Origin of the sequence: Mucilaginibacter polytrichastri, from assembly GCF_001911425.1 — a bacterium.
Classification (GTDB): Bacteria; Bacteroidota; Bacteroidia; order Sphingobacteriales; family Sphingobacteriaceae; genus Mucilaginibacter; species Mucilaginibacter polytrichastri.
In genome coordinates this window covers 1167722-1192753 of record NZ_MPPL01000001.1, presented here as the reverse complement: position 1 = coordinate 1192753, position 25032 = coordinate 1167722, and the positions used below count along the sequence as shown (strand labels likewise).

Sequence of the window (25032 nt, the reverse complement as noted above, 5' to 3'; positions counted from 1 at the left end):
AATAGGGTTCACAACAATCGTGGCAGTATGGCTTATATTGTCTGCATACGTTGTTAGGTCGGTTGGGTGAAAGATCGCCTTGGCAGGGTGACTGCCTGCTGCTAGCAACGTACCTATGCCGATCACCGTTCCCGATGGATCGAGTTGGTATTCAAAGCTACCGGGAATAGTCACACCTGCCGATGTCTTCGCCTGTGCATTCAACTGCGTTGCTGATAACAAAGTGCCATAACTGATTGGTGACGGATCTGACCAGGTCAAAACAGGTGTTATCGGGGTAACCGGAACAATAGGGTTCACAACAATCGTGGCAGTATGGCTCACATTGTCTGCGTATGTTGTAACATCTGTTGGGTGGAAGATCGCCTTGGCAGGGTGACTGCCCGCTGCCAGTAACGTACCTATATCGATCACCGTTCCCGATGGATCTAGCTGGTATTCAAAGCTACCGGGAATAGTCACACCTGCCGATGTCTTCGCCTGTGCATTCAACTGCGTTGCTGATAACAACGTGCCATAACTGATTGCCGTAGGATCTGACCAGGTCAAAACAGGCGTTATCGGGGTAACCGGAATAATAGGGTTCACAACAATCGTGGCAGTATGGCTTATATTGTCTGCATAGGTTGTAACATCTGTTGGGTGGAAAATCGCCTTGGCAGGGTGACTGCCCGCTGCCAGCAAGGTACCTATATCGATCACCGTTCCCGATGGGTCGAGCTGGTATTCAAAGCTACCGGAAATAGTCACACCTGCCGATGTCTTTGCCTGCGCATTCAACTGCGTTGCTGATAACAACGTGCCATAACTGATTGCCGTAGGATCTGACCAAGTCAAAACAGGTGTTACCGGGGTAACCGGAATAATAGGGTTCACAACAATCGTGGCAGTATGGCTCACATTGTCTGCATAGGTTGTAACATCTGTTGGGTGGAAGATCGCCTTGGCAGGGTGACTGCCTACTGCCAGTAACGTACCTATATCGATCACCGTTCCCGATGGGTCAAGCTGGTATTCAAAGCTACCGGGAATGCTCACACCTGCCGATGTCTTTGCCTGTGCATTCAACTGCGTTGCTGATAACAAAGTGCCATAGCTGATAGCCGCCGGGTCTGACCAGGTCAAAACAGGTATTATCGGGGTAACCGGAATAATAGGGTTCACAACAATCGTGGCAGTATGGCTTATATTGTCTGCATACGTTGTTAGGTCGGTTGGGTGAAAGATCGCCTTGGCAGGGTGACTGCCTGCTGCTAGCAACGTACCTATGCCGATCACCGTTCCCGATGGATCGAGTTGGTATTCAAAGCTACCGGGAATAGTCACACCTGCCGATGTCTTCGCCTGTGCATTCAACTGCGTTGCTGATAACAAAGTGCCATAACTGATTGGTGACGGATCTGACCAGGTCAAAACAGGTGTTATCGGGGTAACCGGAACAATAGGGTTCACAACAATCGTGGCAGTATGGCTCACATTGTCTGCGTATGTTGTAACATCTGTTGGGTGGAAGATCGCCTTGGCAGGGTGACTGCCCGCTGCCAGTAACGTACCTATATCGATCACCGTTCCCGATGGATCTAGCTGATATTCAAAGGTGCCTGCGATACTTACGCCTGCCGATGTTTTCGCTTGTGCATTCAACTGCGTTGTGCTTAACAACGCTCCATAACTGATTGGTGACGGATCTGACCAGGTCAAAACAGGTGTTATTGGGGTAACCGGAACAATAGGGTTCACAACAATCGTGGCAGTATGGCTCACATTGTCTGCGTATGTTGTAACATCTGTTGGGTGGAAGATCGCCTTGGCAGGGTGACTGCCCGCTGCCAGTAACGTACCTATATCGATCACCGTTCCCGATGGATCTAGCTGGTATTCAAAGCTACCGGGAATAGTCACACCTGCCGATGTCTTCGCCTGTGCATTCAACTGCGTTGCTGATAACAACGTGCCATAACTGATTGCCGTAGGATCTGACCAGGTCAAAACAGGCGTTATCGGGGTAACCGGAATAATAGGGTTCACAACAATCGTGGCAGTATGGCTTATATTGTCTGCATAGGTTGTAACATCTGTTGGGTGGAAAATCGCCTTGGCAGGGTGACTGCCCGCTGCCAGCAAGGTACCTATATCGATCACCGTTCCCGATGGGTCGAGCTGGTATTCAAAGCTACCGGAAATAGTCACACCTGCCGATGTCTTTGCCTGCGCATTCAACTGCGTTGCTGATAACAACGTGCCATAACTGATTGCCGTAGGATCTGACCAAGTCAAAACAGGTGTTACCGGGGTAACCGGAATAATAGGGTTCACAACAATCGTGGCAGTATGGCTCACATTGTCTGCATAGGTTGTAACATCTGTTGGGTGGAAGATCGCCTTGGCAGGGTGACTGCCTACTGCCAGTAACGTACCTATATCGATCACCGTTCCCGATGGGTCAAGCTGGTATTCAAAGCTACCGGGAATGCTCACACCTGCCGATGTCTTTGCCTGTGCATTCAACTGCGTTGCTGATAACAAAGTGCCATAGCTGATAGCCGCCGGGTCTGACCAGGTCAAAACAGGTGTTATCGGGCTAACCTCAATTATACCAGCCTTACTCAGATTGTCTGTATAATTTATAAGATCAGTTGGGTGGAAGATCGCCTTAGCCGGGTGATTGCCTGCTGCCAGTAATGTACCTATATTGATCACCGTTCCCGATGGGTCGAGTTGATATTCAAAGGTGCCTGGAATAGTCACACCTGCCGATGTCTTTGCTTGTGCATTTAACTGCGTTGTGCTTAACAACGTACCGTAACTAATCGCTGCAGGATCTGACCACACTATTTGAGGGATGCCCTGCGTAACACTAAAAGACACAAGTAACTCGGCTGGCTTGTAAATACTATTACCAACCTGTATAATATGGAGTGTAACGCTTCCAATTCCGGTTAGGGTAATAAGTGTGCCCGATATGGAAGCAGGATCTGTTGATAATATTGAATAAGTAATTGGTAACCCCGAACTTACTGTTGCATTCAATGCAGCAATATCAAACGGCGCATCGCCATAATGTTTATCAGGAATTGTGCCGGTAATACTTATTGTTTGGCTGGCTTTTGGTGTTACAGAAACTGCGGTAGAAAGCGCACTCGTTGCAATGCTATTAAAAGCAGATATGGCATAATAGTAAGTCTGCCCGTTGGTTAAAGCTGGTCCTGTAGTTACGTAAGTAGGACTGGTAGCAGGGAAAATCTGAGCAATTGACAATAAATTCGCAGGATCCGTCCCTCCGAATATTTTATAAGAAATTAAATTATCTCCGGTTGGGTTAGCGGTCCAGTCTAACTGAACTTTACCATCAAGCGAGGTGGCGGTTAAACCAATGGGTACCGATGGCGTTGCCAAATAAGTAACACTATAGGTGGCAAGATCATTACCATTGCCATTAATATCGTGGGTTTTATCGGCGTCTAATGTTAGCTTTACAGTTCCATTAACCGGGGTTAGGGTTAGGGCGTAAATTTCATTTACATTAAGTATTTGTACGCGTTGATTCGCTTGGTCTGCAACATAAATATTGCCCAATTTATCTGCCGCCACGCCAGTCGGGAAATAAAAATGTCCATTTCCAGAAACCAGGTCATCTCCTATCGAACCAAGAAATATCCCGTCTGTATTGAAAACCTTAATCTTGAATCCTTGATTATCTGCTACATAAAGTTTGCCAGTACCATCGGTTGTTATACCAACCGGTGATTGAAATTGGTTATTATCAGTACCATGCGTACCAAATGCACTCACAAAAACACCCGTCGGACTAAATTTCTGTACGCGATTATTGTCTGTATCAACTACATAAATAAACCCGGCAGCATCTGTTACTACCCCCCTGGGGGTAATAAATTGCCCATTACCAGAACCGAACGAACCTATTTTTTTTATAAAGTTGCCATTAACAGCATTAAAAACATCTATACGATCATTATCACCATCGGCTACAAATAAATTATTGCCGCTATCCACATAAACGCCTTGTGGCGAGTCCAGTTTCCCATTTCCGGAACCGCTTGAGCCTATAATAGCAGACAATATGCCCAAGGGAGTAAATACCACAATTCTGTCATTACCACTATCGGCTACATAAATTTTCCCGCTTGCATCAAGCGCAATACCATTAGGATTATTTAATGGCGTGTTACCGGCTATTACATCCCCAAAAACTCTTATAAGTGTACCATTTGTGCTAAAAACTTCAACCCGGTTGTTTAATTTATCTGTAACATATATTTGCCCTGCACCGTCAACTGTAATACCTGTTGGATTATTAAACTGACCTGGTACAGCAGACCCCGGCGTTGGTGGGTTAACTGCCGGCGTATTTCCAAATTGCGAAGTATAGGTAAGTGTAACATTTTCTTTTAAACTGCTTATTGTTGCATTTTCTGGTATAAAATCTGCTATGGTTAGCGGTGTTACTACAGGCTTGTCTAGTGTTACTGTAATGGCTATGGGCGGAGAATTTACCGGACTAGCAGGGCCGGTTATGGTAGTATGAACTGGGTTACCTGACGGCAAAGCATAGCTAAGCCCCGCGGCTGACGCATATATAGTATACCCTAAAATTAAGTTGAACAGCAGTATAAGTTTTTTCATACAGGAACTTGCAATATGTTTAGGTAAATAGCTGTTTAATTGTGAGTCATTTTTGATGACGCTGTGATTACCACATTAAACATATATAACAAGCAAAACTTGGAGCGTTATGCCATTGTTCAAATATAACAGAAAGTTATATCTGTAAGTTACCACAATATTTTGATTAGTGTAAAAATATTGTTACAATGCAACATTTTCCATAAGCCATTTTTTTACGTATACGAACTATTTAAAATTGAATACTAGATAGTTATTACTTAAATGAGTATCATAGAATGTAAAAATTTTAAACAAAGTAAATAACTTGCCGAAGCCCGATATATTAATCAATTGTTAAAATAGTATTAGACAAATTTTACTGTTATCAACTAATTTTATACTCGCCAATATAATCCATTTCTTTTTAAAACGCGTGTTGCCTCAATATCAAATAAGTTTTGCCTTATGATCATTAAAAACACTTATTTTATTAAATACATTACTGTATTTAGTTGTTGTTTATTTGCTTTTATAAATTTGGCTTGCGCCCAGGCAGAATTACAACCGTGGGGAAATTTAACCGGGATAAGAAAGGATGGACAACTTTTCAATTTTGAATCATCTTTAACTTTTGTTTATAAAGGTTGGACAAACAGTATCTCCACAAAATTAGAAGCCCAGCAGCCTAAATATATCCGCGACGGCCAAAATCAAATTGTCAATACTGCTATTGATAGCTTGTTGCTTTCTGAAAATATTAAAGAAGCAGGCAATGGCAAGGTCAGGATCAAAGTTGAGGCCACCGGCAAATCCGATATACCCGCAGAGGGCTTATTTTTCAAATTAATGTTACCTGCTGTTTATAATAACGGCTCCATACAAGCGGAGGGCGCTGTCAACCCCTATTCCATTGCTCAGTTGACAAATACAGCATTGAAAATTTCGACCAAAGTAATTACCATTATTACCGGCCAGCAACAGCTAAAATTAAATTTGGAAGAAGCAACCGAGGTGATAATCAAAAAAACAGATACTGGGACAACGTTTTACTTACCTGTTATAACAGGCAGTATTGCTAAAGGACAAAATGTGGTTAAAGAATTTTCTATTGCGGTTTCGGGTGCTGTTAATTTAAATGCGGTTAATATTAAACTTAATGCCGCTGACCAAGGCCGTGTGTTTGACGGCTTTGGCGGGAATTTTAGATTACAAAACTCCAAAACAGACCCACAGGTTATTGACTATTGCCTCAATAATATGCGCGTTGCCTGGGGACGGGTTGAAATGCCGTTTGCATTTTGGCAGCCCGAAAAAGATACAGACCCTTTACTTCAAGACCCTAACGGCAACCTTAACCCGCATGTAAAAGCATCTATGGAGATGGCGCAACGGCTGCAAAAAACAGGGATGCCTATTATATTAACCGCATGGAGTGCGCCTAAATGGGCTATTATTGGTGAGCCACATTATCGCCCTAAACCCGGCGAGCAATGGGGAAACCCGCTTAACCCCGAAGCCATGCAGGCCACTTACAAATCTATTGCCGATTACATTTTTTATTTAAAAGATAAGTTTGGGGTTAATGTAGATCTATTCTCCTTTAATGAATCTGATCTGGGGATTTACATCAGGGTAACCGGGCAGCAACATAACGAACTGATTAAAGGCCTTGGCGCTTACTTTGTATCAAGAGGCATAAAAACTAAAATGTTATTGGGTGATAATTCTGACGCTACCACGTACGAGTTTATTTATCCTGCCCTTAATGATACTGATGCGCGGCAATATATCGGCGCTATCTCTTTTCATTCATGGCGGGGCTGGGAAACAGAAACACTGCAAAAATGGGCTGATGCTGCAAAAAAGATAAATGTACCGCTTATTGTGGGCGAAGGCAGCATTGATGCCGCTGCCTGGAATTATCCGGCTATTTTTCAGGAGCAAACTTATGCTATTGAAGAAATTAATCTTTATATACGCCTGTTAGCTATTTGCCAACCTATAACTATACTGCAATGGCAGCTTACTGCCGATTATTCTCCGCTTATTGGTGGCGGTATTTTTGGCAATGATGAGCCCTTACACCCGGGACAGCGTTTCTGGAATTTAAAACAACTGGCATCAACCCCCCAAAATGTTTATGCCATAGCCGCAAAAGCAGATCAGGACAATGTAACCTGTGCCGCCATGGCCAATAAACAAACACAAGATATTGCCTTACACCTGGTCAACAACGGCGCTAAGCGCAAAATGGTCGTTTCGGGTTTACCGGCAACAAATAAAAAGCTGGTGCTTTATATCACCTCTAAAAAATTGTCGATGCAAAAGAGATCTAAAATTGAGGTTGTAAACGGTGTAGCCAAATTCACACTCCCTGCTGTTTGCTTTGCCAGCTTACTAACCGAATAAACATTAACGCATTGAATTAAGCCGTGTAACTAAGATCCATAATCATCTTAACTCCGATTTTACAATTACATGATTTAAATAATCAAACAGACTTGTCTGTTTTTTGCTCTTTATCTTACATTTGCTCCCGGTAATTAAAACCAGCATATTATGAAAGAGCAGGTAGGCGTTAAAGAACGGATTATGACAACGGCATGCCGGCTATTTTATGAGCAGGGCTATCAGGCTACCGGTATTAACCAGATTATAGATGAAGCACAAATAGCCAAATCGAGCCTTTACCAGCATTTTGCCTCTAAAGAATTATTGCTGAACGAATACCTGCTTACCCACAAGGCGCAATGGCAGGTTGATATTACAGATTTTACATCCGGTTTACCCGATGGTAAAGATAAGCTGCTGGCCTTTTTCGATTTTAGAAAAAAACGCCTGGAACAAAACCATTTTAAAGGCTGCACGTTTTCGCGCGTGGTGTATGAATTGCCAAACCTTGTTGAAAGCTCGGCCGACATTATCCGGGCTCATAAAAATACTATTAAAACATTTATTGCAAGTCAGTTAAAGGCTGTTACCCCACCCTACTCCAAAGAAACAGTAGACGAGATGACAGGCATGATCTTTAATTTATCGGAAGGGGCTATATTACAATCTACGCTTTTTAATACCTCACAACCTTTAGATGATTCTAAAAAGGTGGTAGCTCAATTGCTGCAAACTATTTAACACATACATTTCATTCTTTTAATCTACTACCTATGCAAACAGACTTATCTGTCCCCACCCCCATAGTTGAGAAATTTCCCTGGCTTATTCTCTTTACTATTTTACTGGCTCCATTAATAACGGTGATAGACGTATTTATAATGAATGTAAGCCTGCCTACTATACAAGGTTATTTCCAGGCATCAGATGCTGCTGTACAGGGCATTATAGCATCTTACCTGGTTGGCTATTCTGTATTTTTGGTAACCGGCAGCCGTGCAGGCGATCATTTTGGCCGTAAAAAAATTTTCATGGGCGGCCTTTTTGTATTCACACTAGCTTCGGCGCTTTGCGGCTATGCGGGCAGTATCGAGCAGCTTATTATTTTCCGTTTTTTACAAGGAATAGCTGCGGGCTTTGCGGTACCGCAAACCGTAACACTTATACAACTTAACTTTAAACATGGCGAATACCGCAGCAAGGCATTAGGCTATTACGGCATAACTTTGGGTATAGCATCTGTTTTGGGGCAGTTTTTAGGTGGTTATTTTGTTACCGCCCATTGGATGAATGAACCCTGGCGATTAATATTTTTAATCAATGTACCCATTGGTGTCATCGCAGTTACAATGGCTACCTTCTTTATCCCGGAATCAAAAATAGTGAAGAAGGCCAACTTTGATATGGGTGGCGTGCTGCTACTCACCGCCGGTTTATCGGCCCTTATTTACCCCATTATACAGGGCCGCGAACTGGGCTGGCCTGCATGGACCTTCGCGTTACTGGCTTTCGCTTTTATATTGCTTTTTGCATTTATACGCTATCAATACCACCGTGCAAAAAAAAACAAAAGTGCCCTGATGCCACTGCATCTATTTAAAATTAAAAGCTTTAACCTGGGTTTAGGCATGGTATTCTTTTACTTTGCCTTGTTTAGCGCATTTTTGCTAACCTGTGCCTTGTTTCTGCAAACCGGCCATCATGTTGATCCTTTAACTTCGGCCAGTTACTTTATAATATTGGGCTTTGCATTTATGTTCTCTTCGCACTGGTCCATTAAAAACGGATCGAAATTTGGCACCGGCTTATTACAAGTCGCTTGTTTATTATTAATCGTATCGTTTGCCATACAACTCATCTGGTTTAAAAACGCCATCCCTTTTATTGCCATTGTAGTTACCTTTTTATGCTACGGCTTGGGTGCTGGCATGCTGGTGCCTTCGTTTCTTAAAATAGCCCTTAAAGATGTACCGCATGACCAGGCCGGTATTGCCAGTGGTGTATACTCTACCGTGCAACAGTTTTCATCGGCCTTGGGTGTAAGTATGATTGGCGGCGTATTTTTTTACGTAGAGCATAAAAAAGGAAATTTTGATGCTGGCTATCATGCCGCATTATATTGTTTAACGGGTTATGCACTGGCTGTTTTATTGTTACTCTACCTTTTCAAAAAAACGGACGATAATAAAGGTGCGTTGTAAAACTAGTTCGAAAAAATTCACATGATCAAAATGCCTTCCTAAAATCAGGAGGCATTTTTTTGCAATAAGAAAGCAATCTATTTCTTACGGTTGATGATGAACCCGTTTTTCACGGTGTCCATGCCAATTTTAGGGTAATATTCCATGGCGGTTGGTGCCGAGAGTAACAGCATCATACATTGGTCGCCAAGGGTTTCTTTGGTTAAGGCTACCAGCTTTTTACCAATGCCTTCTTTCTGGTATTCGAGTTTTATAGCCAGATCTGCCAGGTAACTGCAATAGTAAAAATCTGTTAAGGTGCGCGACACGCCAACCAACAGATCACCATCCCAGGCGGTGATCACGAGGTTAGAGTTTTCATAAATTTTCCCTATCCGGTCGGCATCATCAGTTGGCCGATTTAAACCGGCGCTGTTGTACAGATCAATAATTTGCTGCGTTGTAGGCTTAACATCGGTTTTGTAAGTGATATTCATATGAGCAGGAAATGGTTAGTTATCAAATATCAGAAATAAAGCACATAATTATTGGCCAAATACAAAAACAAGGCAATGTGGCAAAACCATAAATTTACATAACGTATGTGCTTTATCATTAACCACAAATACCGTATTGCAATTAAGCCTGTTGCAACAATACTAAGACAAGAAAGGGGATGTTGATCTAAAAGATATCTTGTTCAATGTTTTTTATCACCCGGTTTACCTTCTCGTTATAAAAGGTCATGATCCTGTTTTGGAAGTTTACCGGGTTGGGCTTAGCATAGCCTTTGGTGGCCATCATACTCATCAATACGCCCCTTTGGTTTAGCCTGCCCGCTTTGGTTTTTTTGTTCCAGCTAAGAGCGGTTATTTTCATCAGCCAGTTATCCAGCATCTCACCTATGGTATTGTTAAATAAAGCCTCTGTAAACGATTTAATCCACCCTTGTTTTAATGGCTCTGCACATGATACCCGCATCAGGTGATTGGGCAGGTAATCGCGGGTCCAGATGTTGGCCCTGTAAAATTTATCGAAGGCCAGGTCGCCTTGTAGTGGTATCATCGTTACAGTTTCGGTGGCTGTAAATAAATTTTGCTCTACAATTTCGGCATGTACTTCATCCACAAAATAGTTCATGCAAAAGTAATCCTGCTTATTAAAAATAAAACTGAATTTCTTTAACAGGTGCAGCAAACTACGAGCTATCCACAGCCGGTTAGTGGCGGTAATAATAAAAAAGTCGATGTCCGATTTATCGTCGGCATATTTTTTTGATAACGAGCCGGATACTGCTACCCCCCTTACATAGGGAAACTTAATTAAATAGCTGCTTACCGTTTCGGCAATTGCCAGTAGTTCCTGTGCTTTTTTAGCCCCTGCTTTTCTGCGGGCAACGATGTATTCATCGTTTTTTAAGGCATAATAGTTATCCAGCTGATACACAAAGCCATTGTCGCTTAGGTAATTTAAACAATGCTGCACCTGGTCTAACTCACAACGCGTTGTCATGAATAAAAAAACTTCCTCTTTGGTAAGCGGAAAGTTAAAAAGGTCGTAATAAGCCAGGGCCGACAAAACCTGGGTTTTAATGCCCGAATAATCTGTGATGTATCTGTATGGCTTATACATAAGTGCTTTGTTTATAGCGTTGTTGCTGTACACAATTAACACGTTGAAACTTGCGGTAAGGTTGCCTCTAAAGCTTGCTTTTTTATATTTAAAGTTGATTTTGATGCTGATTTTACCGTTAATAGCAACAAGGCAAAAAATGCACTGTAAAAGAAAATGCCTTTGTTTGCATCCAGTGTGTTTTCGGCTACAGAGGTACTAATTATGAGGACTACACAGGTGGCCAACAGCAGGTCTTTATTCCTGATGGAGATGATGAGGCTGTAACCCAGCGCAAATAAATAAACAGCTAAACCAACCAAACCGCTTTTAATAAGCAAGCTCAAAAACTCGTTATGCGCGTTAAGTTGATGTATAAACGAATGATACAATTTGTTGTAGAAATACGTTTGCTCCATTACTTCCTTCTCGGTGCCTGTTCCAAAACCAAATATTGGTTTTGCTTTCACAGTATGCATAGTAGCTTTCCAGCGGTCGAGCCGCGAATCGGTAACCAGGGTAAAGCGATTCAGGTCTACATCCGACTCCAGATCAGAAAATAACCTGGTTTTTAAACCATCGTACCGAAACACCAAAGCCGTACCCAACAACGTAATTAATAACGAAGCAATCAATAGCATCAACCGTTTTTTACCTTTAAACAGGTACAAAGGCACAAACACATAGGCTACAATGAGCAAAGAAATAATGGCCGATTTGGAAGAAAGCTGGATGAGCCCAAGCAGCAATATCCCTATCCCCGTAAGTAAAATTACTTTGGCCGATTGCTTCTTTTCACATAATGTATCCTGAAACAGGATGACAACAGCAGCAACCAACAGGATAGAAAAAAAGGTAGCATGGATGCCAACCGGTTTCGAAAAATTATGGTTGATAAAACTAGCAGTATAAATGAACGAAAGCGGTAAATGAAAATGCCTGATGGTGGCCAGCACAATGCCAAACAAAACTGTTACAACCAAAACACAGCTCCAGGCATAGCCGCTCAGCAACTGCTTTTTGTATTTGTTGATTAATGGCTGATGCAGCGCAAACAACATGGGTACTAACAGCATATGCGCCTGCGTGCCCCAATCATCAAGCGCTTGTTTGAAATTGGTTGTATATATGGTACTGAAAAGTGTTACAAAAAATACGGCTTGTACTATTAGTACCCGTTTATCATAGATCCGTTTCAGATCCTCTTTTTTCAGGTTGATCAGCGTATGGATCGTCAGGCTTATAAAAATCAGTTCGCTAAAAAAACGATCGAGCGGTAAGCAGACAAAGAACAGCAGGATATGGTAATAGCTGATCTGGTTGATTATGGTATCCTTAATAAGCCAAAACTTTCTCATAGTTCATGCTGCAATAACATTCATAAATATAGGCTTCGTACTCGCCAATGATCTTGTCCCAGTTGTAGTGTTGCTGAATCCTTTTAATGTTGTTACCGATCATAGTATCCTCTGCCGAATTACGTGCTACCACTTCGGTTAGCCATTGTACATCTGCCGATGAGCTGAAGTAAAACGCATTATGATTTAATACCGACCGGTTAAAAGGATTATCGTGCGCGGCGATTAAAGCGCCACCGGCCATAGCCTCTAACAGCGACGGATTAGTGCCACCCACACTGTGCCCGTGAAAATACAGGTAAGCATTATGCTGTAGCTGCTGTATGGTTTTTATATTAAAAATGGCATCATGAAAACACACCCGCTCGTCGTGCCCAAATTTGGCTTTGAGGTATTTACCAAATTTGTTACCGGTGTTGCCTACCACTAAAAACTTTTTGGTTGATACGCTTTTGGTAAACCCTTCTAAAATTGTTTCTATATTATTTTCGGGCTCCATGCGAGCCACCAGCAGAAAGTACGCTTTTGGTTTTAGTGCAAACCGGTTCATGAGCGGGCAATCATCACCAATAAACTTTTCGGCCCCGTAGGCTATAAAGGCACTGCTGATGCTATACTTTTTTTGCAAGTATGAGCGAATCACCGTAGAATCGGCAATGTAATAATTGCTGTGCTTTACAGCCAGTTTTTCAGCATATTTTAAAAATGATTGTACCGGTTTTGAGTACTTCGACCGTTTCCACTCCAAACCGTCCATGTTGGAGATAATGGTGGCTTTACGTGGAAACAAACTACCCCATACCGAACTGCTGGTATAGCCCATAAACAGTATCACATCAAAATCGCGCCGGCGCATATCCTGTATACAGTTAAAATCATAAATAAACTGGCCTGCAGTGCCCAAAACGTGCTCGGGGTCGTAACAGTGTACAATTTCCACTCCGTTCCAGTTGCTTCCCTGGTAAGGGTGGTTATGCGAATTATATACTGTTACCGAATGCCCTTTTTCCACCAGTCCAGGTGCAACATAAGCGGTTATTTGCTCGAAGCCGCCATAGTGGTTAGGAATGCCGCGCGTACCGGCAATGGCAATTTTTAACTTCATGATCTTAGTAAATTATAAAGTGTACCGGCCGTTTGCTGCCAGTTATACTGTTGTTGAATTTGGGTGGCCGCATTTGCAAGAAAAGCAGCATTGGGCGGGTTGGTTAATATCATTCGGAGTTGAGAAGCAAATCCAGCCTCATCATTCGGGTTAAAGCAATACGGCTCAAAAAAGCTGAAACTTTGCATGGCCGTAGCCGATGAGCATAATACCGGCACCCGGTGTATGGCAGCCTCTAATGGCGGGATGCCGAAACCTTCGGCAATTGAGGGATAAACAAATAACCGGCAGGCTTGGTAAAACAAGGACAAATCATCCTCATTAACCTGTTCTATGCAATAGAAATATTGTTTTTGTTCATCCGTTAATCCGTCTACCAATTGCTGCAAAGCAGGCACCTTTATTGAGTTTTTGCCGATAAAAACCAGGGGTATCTGCTGTTTGTATAACTCCAGTTTCAACCAGATTTTTAGCAGCAGTTGGTGGTTTTTACGAGCTTCTACCCTGCTTATATACAGGATATAATTTTGAATGCCGTATTTTTCTTTGATGCACTTAGCAGCTACTTCTTTATCAACTGTAATTATAGGTTTAACACCATTCGGCAAAACATGGATCTCATTTTTTGAAAGATGGTAGTAATTTGCTATCCGCGCTTGTGAGTAAGCGGATACCGTAGTTTTAATACTGGCATTTTTAATGCTCCGGGCAAACAAATACTGCCTGCTTTTGCGGTAAGCGAACGAAAAGTATTGTGCAAAATCGTTAAAAACAATATCGTGCAAGGTTACAATGTATCGGCAACCCGGCTTACTACGTGGAATGATATATTGAAAATGTGCAAAATCAAATTGATGCTTCTTTATCAGCCGGGGTATATCAGTTACATAGCGCAGCAAACCCGGTTTAGCATTTTTATACTTCAATATATTCTGTGCTTTTAATTGAGGAAACACCGCCTGTAATTTTGCCGGGTTAGATGTACCAAAATATAGGTCCACATCCGGATAGCCCTCCATCATCGCACCGTATAATCCTTGCAAAAAGGTGTAAGTCCCCTGGTACTCTTTGTCCATAGTGTGGGCATCTACAAACAGTTTAATGGGTTTATCGTGCATTTTCTGCGCCTCCTTGTTCGCGGTGTAAGGTTGTGGCTTTGGCCTTATGGTAGATAAGGTTAATGAAACGGCCGGGCAACAAGGTCATCAGCAAAAGCATGTAACTTTTAAAATGGAGCCTGTTAATGGATAGCAGCTTATAAATATTGGAACGCGCTTTTTGCGGATTGTGATTATTCCACAAAAACTTTTTAGCCAGCAGGCCATAGTAGGCTTCATGGTTAATATTGTTACTCAATTGTTGACTGCGAATCTTCATCAGTTCGCGGTATTCATCAGCGCTGATAGATCCGCTTTGTAGGGCATCAAACTTAATTTCCAAAAATCTGGGGTCGCACCATTTTTCGTCTATGGTTACAGATTCCGGGTTCAACCTTACCTTAATCAGGCTTTGGGGCAGGTTGTAACCTTTGTAATGCTTAAGCACTTTAAGCCACAGTAAATGGTCTTCAAAAGTATGCGCATAAATATTATAGCCGCCCTGTTCTGTGATGCTATCCTTGCGGTAAAACACACTTGAATGAATAAACGGGCATATCTTATAACTTATACTATCGATACCCTTATGTGGCAAAATTGGGGCTTCGAAATTAAAAATATGGTTACCATCCTTATCCACATAATCTGTCGCCGAACCGATAATGTGGTACTCAGGATGGGTAAGCATAAACCCGTACTGCACAGCCAGGCGGTTTGGATAGCAAATATCATCAGCATCAAAACGGGCTATATAAGGTGCATTTGCCAGGCGCAGGCCCGTGTTTAACGCCCCGGCTACGCCCTCATTTGGCTGATTAATCAGTACAATGCGGTCATCATTAAAAGATGCCACAATTGCAGCTGTATCATCAGTCGAACCATCATTAATAATCAGGAGTTCGAAATTGGTAAAGGTTTGCTGCAGTACAGATTCAATAGCCTCGGCAATGTATAACCCGGCATTATAAGCAGGCATCAGCACGGTGATATGTGGGTTGCTACTCATATGGCCTGTGGTTTAAGCGACTGGTTCTCGCGGATATCGGCCAATAAAAGCAGTTCGGCCAGTACTACTATAGATAATTGCTCGAACCAGTAATCTGTAAAAAACACGCAGCCTATAAAAAGCAAAAGTGGCAAACCATAGCTGAGGTACCGGTATTGCTTTAAGAAATAGCCCACGTAACATAAGGCAAATAACACAAGCCCGGCAATACCATATTCGCCCAGTAACTGGTCGTAAACAGAATCTGGACTATTGATAATGGAGTGCATCCCCGTACGCCTGCTAAAAAAATTGAGGTATACATCGAGGTGGTTCGATAAAAAATCGTGGCTGATAAACGTATACCTGGCCGGGTACCCACCCGCCATGCCCAAATCTGTAGCCTTGAAAGCCAGCTTGGATGAGAAATTACCCATCCCGTCGCCGGTTAAAATTTTCCGTGGATTTGCTGCCAGGAAATGCACCGTCTGCTTAAAGCTAATTACCTTACCGGGCACAATACGCTTTGTGGTTTGAGGTTGAGTAGCCAAATGCAGGCTTTGCGGGTGTTGTGCTATAAAAGCGATCAGCCTTTGCTGTGTGGCATCAGTGTCAGACCGGGGCTGAAATTTCGCTGTGTGGATACTGTCTTTTGGTAGCTCGTATTTAATTAAACCTAATGGCTGAGGCCTATTTATATGCCTGGCCCGATATTCCGCCTCCAGTTTAATGCTCAGTGTATCAAGGTAAAACTGCGCTATTTTTTGTTGCCTTTGCAATGGCGTAAGTATGGAATCGGGCATATTGGTAATCCGCACTTCTTTAACCGGTACAGGGTCAAAAGACACATTTTTGTTGAACACCATTTTGTTATACATCTTATCGATGTAGTACATATTTTGTGGTGATATTTTGACCATAAAGATTATCAGCATTAAAAGGCAAACTACCATCATACTCTTCTGTACCTTTGTGCTTTTTATTATAAAAGCCAGTATCAGCACGCCGAACAGCATTAAGTTAATGGTATTGCTGGCTGCCAGTAACAGTACCAGCATACAGATTAACAGCATTTTAAAATTTTGCCTGAACAGGAAATAAATTACCCCCGATGCTGCTATTACGGCATTGGTAATAGATACATCAAAGGTGATCCCCTTAATATAATCGCCGGTATTGAGGAAATATTGTTGAAAGTTACCCTGATAGGTATAGGGGTTAATTTCCCCGATCTTTAAAATGATCAACAAAATATTACCAAAAGACACAAGGGCATTAATGATAAAAAACGCCGTAATGGTACGATGTAATATTAAAGGCGCGGTGGTATCTGCAAATAACTTAACCTGGTGGATGGCCAGGATACAGATTAGCCAAAATATTAACCCGGTAAAAAAGGCTATGTTATAATGGGCCGAAAAGAAGTATCGAAATATAACCCAATTTATGACGGCAATAATTATAATACCGGGGTAAAACAACGGCAACCGCGAATTTTTAAGCTTAAACCCAAACTTAAAATCGGGCCGTATAAAGTAGATCAGCACCAGGGCAAACAGTTTTACAACCAGCTTTACATTTAAAAAAAGCAAAAGGAATACCAGCCACGGCCAGTTAATTCCTTTTACTAATGCTCTCATTTTAACTAAAACTAATTCACCCATTAATTAACACTCATCCGGCTTATTTTAAACCCCGCATAGTTGTTAATAGAATTACGCCTGCGTAACACAATAGGTTGCCTGACAGCAAGCATCAACAAAAATTTATTACCCAATGGCTAATTTTATGGCAGTTAGTTTCTTGAGGTTAATTTGCCCGGTAAGCAAGGCCAGCAACGCATACATAGCGGCAGCAAAAAATACAACCGCCCATATATTAGTGAAAATATATAAAGTAATCAGTCCGCTCACCAGGGAGCATACCATGCAGATAAGCAGATCTATCCCCGCGCGACGGGCCAGCTGCTTTTCAATACTTAAACTATATAAAACCGCCTGTGCAAGCATGGCAGCCAGGTAAGCGATAGCTGCACCTATATTACCAATTAAGGGAATCAGCATTACATCCCCTATAATATTCACTACAAAAGTAACCGCGAATACCTTAAATATGAGCCGCATTTTCCCCTGCGCAAAGCCAATGCTCCACAAAAAATTGTTAAAGTACATTAAAGGCATGCCCGCAGCTAATACCAAAATTATAGCCGAGTTAACAGTGCCGTATTTGTCCCCGGTAAGCCAGTCTACCAATGGCGACCAGCACAAATACAGCATTAAGCCAATGAAAGCAGCCCCTGCCAGTTCTATCCTTAATAACTGAAACAACCCCGGTGGGAATATGCCCCTTTCTTTAATTAAATTTACAAACCGGGGCAGCAGTAACGGGGCTATTGCCAGCAGCGGCAGGGTAGAAATTTCGAAGGCTTTGTAAGCAAAACTATACTCGGCCAGCTTAACGGCAGACAGGTACAGGCCGATAAAGATCCAGTCGAACCGGGCCAGGGCCGATGTAAATAATACCACCCCTATCTGCGGTAAGGCTTCCTTCAGTAATTTTAAATAAGCTTTAGGAATTAATTTGATAACAACCGGTAGCCGCAAATAGCGATAGAACAGAAAAAGCGTAACCACAAATTCCAGGCTATCTCCTGCTAAAAAAACAATAGCCGTTATACTTAATGATATATGCTGAAACAGGGCAAGTAACAAGAGTGCTATACCACGTACTATATTAGATACCACAGCCATTTTAGCCAATAAACCAAACCGCTCTTTACCCGATGCCAGCTGCTTAAACGGCGTAGAAAAATAAAGCGCCAGTTTACCTGCGCCAATCAGCATTAACAACTGCAGCACTGGCCCGTTGTGCGGTGCCAGCCACCATACAAACCCTAAACAGGTGTAAAACAATAATCCTGACAGTAGTACATGGGTTATAAACAGCGAGGTTACGTTAGCGGCATCATCACCCCGGGCTACCTTTTTAATCACCAATTGATCTATGCCGCAGGCCAGGATATTAAATGCGGTAAGCAGTACGGCCAGCACCCAATTGAATTGTCCAAAGCTGGCTTTATCCAACCTGGCCGATAGAATATAGAATATAACCAGCCCGAATACCTGGTTAATAACTAACTGAATAGTATTGGCAGAAAGATTTTTTAGATGGTTAGATTTCACTGACTGCTTCAATATCCGGGTTATAAATAGGGTACGCACCAAACACCTAAAGCGTTGCCTGTGTTGCAATTAATTAACATAAACATACTTGGCAGTACACAATAATTTATTTATTTTGCAATACAAACTTTACTTATCACAATAAATTCGTGAAACGATCTCCAAACGCCAATAAAGTAAACTATGTGTACATAGTTTAAAGCTGATTCAGCCTGTTTAAACCTATAAAATTCTTTGTTATTCACTATTGATTCGTCAAAGCTGCACCCCTTATCAGTTTTCACAGCCCCCTAACCCTAATTGCACATGCGAAAACACGTACTTCTGTTTATTATTCTCTTAATTTCACTCACAAAAAGTTTTTCAGAAACCCACGTTACGGGCAATATTTCAAGTAATACCACCTGGACAAAGGCTAATAGTCTGTATATACTTGACGGTACAGTTGGCGTACCCGCTGCTTACACCTTGACTATTGAACCCGGTGTAACGGTACAAAGAGCGGCCGACTATCAGATACTCATTAATGGGGCAGCTTCTTTTAAAAGGTCGGCAGCAGACAGGATTACTTTTTCGAGTGGAGCTGCACTAACTACTTTCAGTACTTTTTTTATAGAATTTCAAAAAAGCAATTTAGATAATTCCAGTTTGCGATTTATAAGTTTTCATGCAAACAGTGGAAACGCAAACAACTTACGAATTGGTAATGAATCTGAATTCTCGCAAACATCTCCCCAAAATTCAGGCTCATTGTTAATATCGCGGTCTAATCTTAGCAATGGGGTCAACGATCAGCTGGGCGGTACAGAGTCTTGGTATGCATCTGCAGTTTTAACAAAAATATTACCCTCTCCACCGGCAATCACATATTCAAACAGTAACTTAACTCATTATCTGGGGCAAGCCATTACCCCGTTATCGCCTGCTAATAGCGGTGGTGCAATACCCTCCAATTACATTAACAATGTTACCACCATTGCGGGCAACGGCACGCTGGCACTTACCAACGGTACAGGTACGGCTACCAGTTTTTATTACCCGGCAGGTTTAACTACAGATGTTTCTGGTAATATATATGTGGCCGATGCCAATAATGCCGCCATCAGAAAAATAACACCTTCCGGCGTAGTTAGCACCTTTGCTAAGGAGCTACCACTTAATTACCCCACCGGCGTTACTGCAGATGCTGCTGGGAATCTATATGTGGCAGACCAGCATCTTAACGCCATTTTAAAAATTACAGCGGCAGGGGTAATTACCACGTTTGCAGGCACTGCCCCCGGCGATTTGGATGGCACCGGTACCAATGCGCGGCTGTACGCTCCATCTGCAATAGTTACTGATGCAACTGGCAACCTGTTTATAACAGATGAGGGCAATCACCGGATAAAGAAAATAACTCCGGCGGGCGTGGTAACTACCATTGCAGGCAGTGGTACTTCGGCATTTGTAAACGGTACAGGTGTTAGCGCGGGCTTTAAAAGCCCGCATGGCATTACTGTTGACCAAGCAGGCAATTTATACGTTACCGATCTTAGTGATTTCCGCATCAGAAAAATAACCCCTGCCGGTGTAGTTACAACCTTTGCAGGTAGCGGGGCAGCAGGCACTGCCGATGGCGCAGGTATTACAGCCAGTTTTGCAGCGCCCACAAACATTACTATAGATGGAAGTGGTAATTTATACGTAACCGATTTAAAACTGATCCGCAAAATTACGCCCGATGGCGTGGTTTCAACCATAGCTGGTAATGCTTCTTCAGGTTCTGCAGATGGCGTTGGAGTTGCGGCAAGTTTTAACACCCCCTGGGGAGTTACAGTTGATGCCGATGGCAACCTTATTATAGCAGATGGGTTTTCTAAAATACGGAAGCTTGCTTTAACGGGTTATGGCATCAGCCCTTTATTGCCTAATGGATTATCGTTCAGCACTACAGGTGCCATAAGCGGTACGCCTACAGCCTTATCACCCCAAACAGCCTATAAAATTACTGGGGCAAACTCGAGCGGTGTTAGTACCGCTACAATTAATATTGCTGTGCAACTAGTCCCTGCACCAAACATCAGTTATAGCGGGCCCAACATATACACCGTTAATACATCAATAACGGCTTTATCAGCAACCAGCAGCGGCGGCGCGGTACCTGCCGGTTTATATGCGCAAACAACTACAGTAGCTGGCGGGGTAGTTCCGGGCAGCTCCAATGGCACGGCTTCATTTGCATCTTTTAATAATCCGCAGGGATTAGCCACTGACGCATCCGGCAATATCTATGTAGCTGATGCCTTAAATAATAAGATCAGGAAAATAACACCGGCAGGTGTAGTAACTACCTTTACAGGTACAGGTGTAGCCGGGTCTTTAAACGGCACACTGTCAACAGCAACTTTTAATACGCCCGGCGGTATAGCTTTTGACAACGTTGGTAATATGTTTGTGGCCGATGGCAATAGCCACAAGATCAGAAAAATTACACCAGATGGTACGGTGAGCACTTTAGCAGGCGACATTAATGGCGGTTATGCCGATGGACAGGGTACAGCTGCCAAGTTTACATTTCCATGGAGTATTGTAACAGATGCAGCCGGTAATATATATGTAACAGACACCTATAATAATGCTATCAGAAAAGTAACATCAGCCGGTGTGGTTACCACATTTGCCGGTAATGCTACCGCACATGGCGCTGCAAATGGTACCGGAGCTGTAGCTACTTTCAATATACCGATAGGTTTAGCTATTGATGCCGGTGGAAATTTATTTGTTGCAGATCAATCAAATTACCTGATCAGAAAAATAACGCCTGCCGGTGTAGTAACCACCTTTTCCGGCAGCGGCCAAAGCGGTACTGCAGATGGAACCAGTGTAGCCGCAAGTTTTACCTCGCCGACGGCAATCACGATCGATGCGACAGGCAACCTGTATGTTACCGACAAAAATCTTATAAGGATGATCACGGCCCAGGGCGTTGTTACTACACTTGCTGGTAATAGCACAGCAGCATCTGCTGATGGTATCGGTGCATCGGCTGGCTTCAACAATCCGTTCGGTTTAGTGACAACCCCGTCCGGAAACCTTTTCATTGCAGAAGGTGGAACTAAACCCGCAATAAGGAAACTTGCCTTAACCGGATACAGCATTTCCCCTACGCTTCCCCCCGGCTTAACACTTGATGGTATGGGCACTATAACAGGCACTCCCAAAATTATATCTCCGGCAGCCAGTTATACCATAATTGCTGCCAATACGGGTGGGGTTGGCACAGCTAAAGTTAGTATAGCTACTACGGTTTCTCTTCCCGCTGTTCCAAATATCAGTTATAAAACGCCGCAAAATTATGGTATCGGTACTGCTATTACGCCCCTGTTACCCGTTAATAGCGGCGGCGATGTTGCGCCCGGCTATTATGGCCAGGTAACAACCATAGCCGGTACAGGCGCACAAAGTGCTATGGACGGCACTGGCACTGCAGCGAGCTTTAACTTTCCGGCTGGTTTAGCCACTGATGCCGCCGGGAACATTTTTGTGGCCGACGCAGTGAATGGTAAGATCAGAAAAGTAACACCAGCCGGCGTGGTTACTACTTTTGCAGGTGGCGGGGGTAATACCTATGTTAATGCAAAAGGTACTTCTGCCGGATTTAGCTATCCAACAGGGGTAACATTTGATGGCGCGGGCAACTTGTATGTGGCCGATCAGAATAACCAAGTGATCAGAAAAATAACATCAGATGGTACAGTATCAACTTTTGCAGGCACGGGTTATGAGGGTACCACAAACGGTGCCGGTACCGTGGCTACCTTTACTTACCCAACCGCAGTGGTTGCAGATGCGTTCGGCAATTTGTTTGTAACCGAGGAGCTCAGCAGTATTGTCAGAAAGATAACACCCGCAGGTGTGGTAAGCACCTTTGCAGGCAATGGCGTAAAAGCACTTGTAAATGGTACAGGCACCAACAGCAGCTTTTTTAAACCGCAGGGTATCGCTGTCGATCTTTCCAGCAATTTATACGTAGCCGATTTTGGTAATTATTGTATCCGCAAGATAACACCAGCCGGGGTAGTAACTACATTTGCCGGTAGCGGCACTAAAGGCACAGCAGATGGTATTGGTACAGCCGCCAGCTTTAGCGGCCCTCAAAATGTAACGGTGGATATTGCCGGTAATGTTTATGTAACAGACCAAGGCAGTAACCTCATCCGCAAAATAACCCCAAGTGGTATAGTAACTACTATTGCGGGTAACAGCAGCCAAAAAGGGGCCCTTGATGGTATTGGATCGGCAGCAACATTTAACTATCCCTGGGGTATAACCATAGATGCTTTGGGAAACCTGATTGTGGCAGACAAGGTATCGAACAAGATCAGAAAAGTTACCCTGTCCGGTTACGCTATTAATACCGCGCTTCCAGATGGTTTATCACTTAATATCAACGGTGCTATAAGTGGTACACCAACCAAAACTATAGCAGCTAAAGATTATACAATTACAGCCTATAATGTAAGTGGTACAAGCAATGCAACACTCAATATTGCAACTAAAACAGTACCTGTTATTAAAGCTACCCCACCATCGGCCCCAACCTATGGCGATGCTGATATTACACTTGTAGCAACCAGCACCAATACGGTTACGCCTATTACCTACAGCAGCTCTAACCCCAAGGCAATTACAATAGTCAACGGAAAACTGCATATAGCAGGTTCGGGCATCTCGGTTATCAAGTTGTCACAAATTGCAAATGATAGTTTCCTTAATGCCGATACCACATTAACCGTAACCGTTAAAAAAGCACAACTCACTGTTACGGCAAATAATTTATCGCGCAGAGTTGGGCAGCCTAACCCTGCTTTTGTATTCACCTATAAAGGATTTGTAAATAATGAAGACACAACCGTTTTGTTAATTAATCCGGTTGTTTCAACACGGGCATCGGTAAGCAGCCCTGTTGGAGTTTATGATCTCATCCCATCCGGCGCAAATGCAAATAATTATGATTTTACCTATATTAACGGAACCATTACTGTTACACCGCCTGTAACCAACCTTAAAATATCGGGCACCAGTGTAACTTGTAAAGGTTCTAAAAACGGATCTATAACAATAGAGCCAGCTACAGTATTAAACTATACGGCGGTGATTACAGCAACTAATTATACTAAAACCCATCACTTCAGTTCAAAGATTGCAATTGATACCCTTAGCCCAAATACCTACCATGTTTGTGTGAGTACAGACAACATCCCGGGCGTGCAGCAATGTTCTGATATAGTAATTACCGAACCTAAAGACCTTGCTGTTTATGCAACAGTTAACAAAACCATAAACACCGTAAGCCTTAATTTAACGGGGGGCCAAAATTATACGGTAAAACTAAACGGAACCGAGTACCAAACCAGCAGCAACTCGATAACCCTGCCGCTTAACCGGGGCAGCAATAAGTTATCGGTTACTACAGATAAACTTTGCCAGGGAACCATTGAGCAGATCATTGATCTTTCGGGCATTACAGCACCCTACCCCAACCCTTTTCAGGATGTGCTGTATGTAAACCTGGGCGAGGGTATCAGCAAAGTGGCTACCATCAGCATCTTTAATGTTACCAGCGGCGCACAGGTATTGAGCCAGAAATTCACTAACCAATCCGGCGTAGTACGCCTGGATGTATCGGGCCTGCAAAGCGGTGTTTATACAGTAAACCTCTTACTTGATGCCAAGCTATCTACCTTCAAAATTATCAAACTATGAAAAAACTAAACTATATCATATTAGCCCTGTCGCTAATTTTGGCAAGCTGCGGAGGCACAGGTTCTGACCCGGCACCTGAGCCGGATAAGCTGCCCGTAAAAGTACTACAGATCTTCCCCGAAAAGGATGCCGTTTGTAACCAGGGGACTACCATATCGGCTACACAAAGCTCGGTTACCCTAAGGTGGAATAGCGCTGCTAATACAGATAGCTACGATGTAGCGGTTAAAAATTTGCTTACGGGTGCATCAACCACGCAATCATCTACGCAAACACAACTAACGGTTACATTGGCTACCAATACCCCTTATTCCTGGGCGGTTACTTCAAAATCGGCCAAGGTAACTGATACTGCGGTAAGCGATACCTGGAAATTTTATAACGCCGGGCCCGGCACCGTTTCTTACGCACCATTCCCTGCCGAACTATTAACCCCAACCAACGGGCAGGCCGTAACCCCGGTTAACGGTATGGTAACACTTACCTGGAAAGGCAGCGACGTGGATAATGATATTGTAAGCTATGATGTTTATTTGAGCAATCTGCCAACCCCGGCCTTGTATAAAAGTGATGTAACCGCAACTACTTTGGATGTTAATGCGAAGCCGAACAGCTATTGGCGCGTTGTGACTAAAGACAGCAAAGGCAATACTTCCGACTCGGGCGTGTTTCAATACACTATTAAATAAGCACTTATAACCCTTTAAAATAGCCATTCTGCGTTAACCGGGATGGCTATTTTTGTTCGA

14 protein-coding genes are annotated in these 25032 nt (G+C 43.0%); 5 read left to right on the top strand and 9 right to left on the bottom strand.

The genetic code is table 11. The features are described from left to right. On the bottom strand, positions 1–4644 hold a 4644-nt coding region (locus RG47T_RS05290; protein WP_139302411.1), incomplete at its 3' end, for a 6-bladed beta-propeller. 447 nt (positions 4645–5091) lie between these two features. Here RG47T_RS05290 and RG47T_RS05285 point away from each other — a divergent pair. From RG47T_RS05285 to RG47T_RS05275, 3 genes are all read left to right on the top strand, one after another. After that, positions 5092–7035: a glycoside hydrolase gene (locus tag RG47T_RS05285; protein WP_083627303.1), complete on the top strand. Its 1944-nt coding sequence runs from the start codon at positions 5092–5094 to the stop codon at positions 7033–7035. A 150-nt stretch (positions 7036–7185) separates the two neighbouring features. Then, a complete protein-coding gene (locus RG47T_RS05280; RefSeq protein WP_074488458.1) occupies positions 7186–7758 on the top strand; it encodes a TetR/AcrR family transcriptional regulator in 573 nt (190 codons plus the stop codon). A 32-nt stretch (positions 7759–7790) separates the two neighbouring features. Continuing rightward, positions 7791–9218 (top strand): MFS transporter, encoded by a 1428-nt coding sequence (locus RG47T_RS05275; RefSeq protein WP_074488457.1) that lies wholly within the window; start codon positions 7791–7793, stop codon positions 9216–9218. Between the two features lie 77 nt (positions 9219–9295). Here RG47T_RS05275 and RG47T_RS05270 read toward each other — a convergent pair whose 3' ends face one another. The 8 genes from RG47T_RS05270 to RG47T_RS05235 all read right to left on the bottom strand — a co-directional run bounded on the left by RG47T_RS05270 (position 9296) and on the right by RG47T_RS05235 (position 18547). After that, on the bottom strand, positions 9296–9694 hold the full coding sequence (locus RG47T_RS05270) for a GNAT family N-acetyltransferase (RefSeq protein ID WP_074488456.1): 399 nt from the start codon (positions 9692–9694) through the stop codon (positions 9296–9298). Between the two features lie 187 nt (positions 9695–9881). Continuing rightward, the gene (locus tag RG47T_RS05265) at positions 9882–10829 is read right to left on the bottom strand and encodes a hypothetical protein (protein ID WP_139235609.1); all 948 of its coding nucleotides are present in this window, start codon (positions 10827–10829) and stop codon (positions 9882–9884) included. 35 nt (positions 10830–10864) lie between these two features. After that, positions 10865–12166: an O-antigen ligase family protein gene (locus tag RG47T_RS05260; RefSeq protein WP_074488454.1), complete on the bottom strand. Its 1302-nt coding sequence runs from the start codon at positions 12164–12166 to the stop codon at positions 10865–10867. Continuing rightward, entirely contained in the window at positions 12144–13271 is a 1128-nt protein-coding gene (locus RG47T_RS05255) for a DUF1972 domain-containing protein (protein WP_074488453.1), read from the bottom strand. Before RG47T_RS05255 ends, RG47T_RS05260 begins: the two co-directional genes overlap by 23 nt. After that, positions 13268–14389, bottom strand: coding sequence for a glycosyltransferase family 4 protein (locus RG47T_RS05250; protein WP_074488452.1), 1122 nt, complete (start codon positions 14387–14389; stop codon positions 13268–13270). Before RG47T_RS05250 ends, RG47T_RS05255 begins: the two co-directional genes overlap by 4 nt. Further along, on the bottom strand, positions 14379–15374 hold the full coding sequence (locus RG47T_RS05245) for a glycosyltransferase (protein ID WP_074488451.1): 996 nt from the start codon (positions 15372–15374) through the stop codon (positions 14379–14381). The genes RG47T_RS05250 and RG47T_RS05245 overlap by 11 nt, the downstream gene beginning before the upstream one ends. Beyond that, the gene (locus RG47T_RS05240) at positions 15371–16993 is read right to left on the bottom strand and encodes a hypothetical protein (protein ID WP_139235610.1); all 1623 of its coding nucleotides are present in this window, start codon (positions 16991–16993) and stop codon (positions 15371–15373) included. The genes RG47T_RS05245 and RG47T_RS05240 overlap by 4 nt, the downstream gene beginning before the upstream one ends. Positions 16994–17122: 129 nt before the next feature. Next, positions 17123–18547, bottom strand: coding sequence for an oligosaccharide flippase family protein (locus RG47T_RS05235; RefSeq protein WP_216351004.1), 1425 nt, complete (start codon positions 18545–18547; stop codon positions 17123–17125). Between the two features lie 294 nt (positions 18548–18841). Between RG47T_RS05235 and RG47T_RS05230 the strand changes: the two genes are divergently transcribed. Continuing rightward, positions 18842–24283 carry an MBG domain-containing protein gene (locus RG47T_RS05230; protein WP_074488448.1) on the top strand — a complete coding sequence of 1814 codons (5442 nt, stop codon included), beginning with the start codon at positions 18842–18844 and terminating at the stop codon, positions 24281–24283. Next, positions 24280–24972: a hypothetical protein gene (locus RG47T_RS05225; protein ID WP_074488447.1), complete on the top strand. Its 693-nt coding sequence runs from the start codon at positions 24280–24282 to the stop codon at positions 24970–24972. The genes RG47T_RS05230 and RG47T_RS05225 overlap by 4 nt, the downstream gene beginning before the upstream one ends. Positions 24973–25032 lie beyond the last annotated feature (60 nt).